Origin of the sequence: Rothia sp. ND6WE1A (assembly GCF_001683935.1) — a bacterium.
Taxonomy (GTDB): domain Bacteria; phylum Actinomycetota; class Actinomycetes; order Actinomycetales; family Micrococcaceae; genus Rothia; species Rothia amarae.
Genome location: NZ_LXTU01000064.1, coordinates 1 through 2,258, shown reverse-complemented (window position 1 = coordinate 2,258; position 2,258 = coordinate 1). Strand labels below are relative to the sequence as shown.

The 2,258-nt window shown below is 70.0% G+C and carries 2 protein-coding genes; both read left to right on the top strand.

What is annotated here, in order from left to right; translation table 11 throughout:
* The first annotated feature begins 52 nt into the window (after positions 1-52).
* Complete coding sequence (locus tag A7E48_RS09120; RefSeq protein WP_083147340.1) at positions 53-706, top strand: hypothetical protein; 654 nt, start codon at positions 53-55, stop codon at positions 704-706.
* Entirely contained in the window at positions 706-2,091 is a 1,386-nt protein-coding gene (locus A7E48_RS09115) for a peroxidase (RefSeq protein WP_068172563.1), read from the top strand. The genes A7E48_RS09120 and A7E48_RS09115 overlap by 1 nt, the downstream gene beginning before the upstream one ends.
* The last annotated feature ends 167 nt before the right edge of the window (positions 2,092-2,258 follow it).

The following is a 2,258-nucleotide window of genomic DNA, read 5'->3' as shown; positions in this document are numbered from 1 at the left end:
GCTGACGTCCGAACAGACCCGCATCGACCCGCGCCTCTCGGAGGAGAGCCGCATGGAGGAGTTCCGCCGCGTGGTCAAGGAGGTCGCGGCCGACGCGCCGACGATCTCCCAGATCGCGATCAACTCCCTGCTCACCGACAAGAACCCGCTCCACGAGGGCACGTACATGTCGGCTGGCCGGGCCGGTGCCCGCTCCGGCAACGTGTCCGAGCTGACCGCCATCGCCGACCTCAGGCCCGGCGGCGCCGACCGGCTGCGCCGCATCTTCGGCCTCACCGGCGGCGACTTCGACGGCGCCAAGCGCGTCTCGACGCTGCACAACATGCGGTTCGTGTTCTTCGACGACGACACGCGTGTGCTGTTCGCCACGGCCTACGACGGCGACTGGGACACCTACATCGACGACTTCGCGACGAAGATCCCCGAGCTCATGGACCTGTTGTTCGCCAATGTCGAGGGCTGGCCCGGTATCGACTCGCCCGACGTCAAGGACTACATCGCGAATCACCAGATCGACGCCGCCGCGTGGTTCGTCGCGAACCCGCAGGTGACGGTCGTGGACGTGCGCCGGTACCAGCGCATGGAGCAGGCCCTGGACACGTTCTTCGACGCGATGGCGGCGAACACCGCGATGGACGCGACGACCCGGGAGGCCCTGTCGGCGCTGTCGGACGCGGTGGCGACGCCGCAGGGGGTGGACTACTGATGCCGTTCGATCACCTCAGGGAGCTGCGCAAGCGGTTCCGTCGGGAGAGCGTCACGCTGCAACTCGACGACATCCAGTCCCTCATCCTGCGGTCGCGGCCCGAGCCCTACGTCGGGATCCACGCGGGGTTGCGGGTCGACACCCCCGAGGGGGGTCGTGCCCTGCTGGGCCGGCTCGTCGAGTACGTCCCCTCGGCGCAGGACTGGACCGCGGACATGCACGCGTGGACGGGGGTGGCGATCAGCCACGCCGGCCTCAAGGCGATGGGCCTGCCGGAGGAGTCCCTCGCGAGTTTCCCGCTGCCGTTCCGGCAGGGCATGGCGGCCCGCGCGGGCCAGCTCATGGACACGGGCGAGAACGCCCCGGAGACGTGGGAGGAGTTCTACAAGGACGACTCCCTGCACGTCGCGGTGACGATCTACGCCGACTCGGAGGAGTCCCGGGCGGACGCCGTGGAGAAGGCTCTGGGGTACCTGGAGGAGATCGACGGGGTCACCCTGCTCGGCACGCACGCGTTCGGGGCGCCGGATGCGGCCAACCCGTTCGGCTACCACGACTCGCTCAGCCAGCCGCTCGTCGCGGGCGCCGGCGTCGACGCCCTCCCGGGGCAGGAGCGGGCCATCGCGGCGGGCGAGTTCATCCTTGGGGAGGACAGCGAGACGGGTTCGCCCGTCGCCATGCCCTCGCCGGACGTGCTGGGTCGTAACGGCTCGTTCGTCGTGCTCCGCAAGTACGACAGCCGTGTCGGCGCCTGGAACGACTTCCTCCGCGAGCACGCGGAGGAGGACACGCAGGAGTCCCGCGACGCCTTGGGCGCCAAGCTCGTCGGCCGGTGGCGGTCGGGGGCGCCGCTCGTCCTCTCCCCCGAGAAGGACGACGTCGACCTCGGCATGGATCAGTCCCGCAACGACGACTTCGACTACTCCGACGACCGCCGCGGCCTCATGTGCCCCCACTCGGCGCACGTGCGCCGCATGAACCCGCGCGGCAGCGAGCTGACGATCCTCACGGACGAGAACATCCACCGGATCATCCGCCGCTCCTCGACGTTCGGCCCCGAATGGGACCCCGACCTCACCGCCGCCGACGACAAGGACGACGAGCGCGGCCTGTTCTTCATCTTCATCAGCGCCCGCGCCTACGACACGGTCGAGTTCCTCCAGCAGGAGTGGATCAACCGCGGCAACTTCGTCGACCTCGGTACCGAACGCGACCCCGTCGTCGGACTCCACGAGGAACCGGGTCGGTTCACCATCCCCGACCGCCCCGTCCGCAAGCGCGTCGACGGCGTGACCACGTTCAACCGCCTCCGCGGCGGCGAATACATGTTCATGCCCTCCCTCACCGCCCTCCGCTGGATCGCCGACGCAGGCTGGGAGAGCTGACCAGGCCGGCGGATCGAGACCGGTGCTCGCCCGGTCGTCCGCACCGGCGATGAACGAGAGGCCCCCTCCCAACCCGGGAGGGGGCCTCTCGACTTGGAACGCCGTGGCTCTGGGGCCGTCCGCGCCCTCGGACCTCACGAGGGCGAGCACGCGCTCGACGCGCTCAG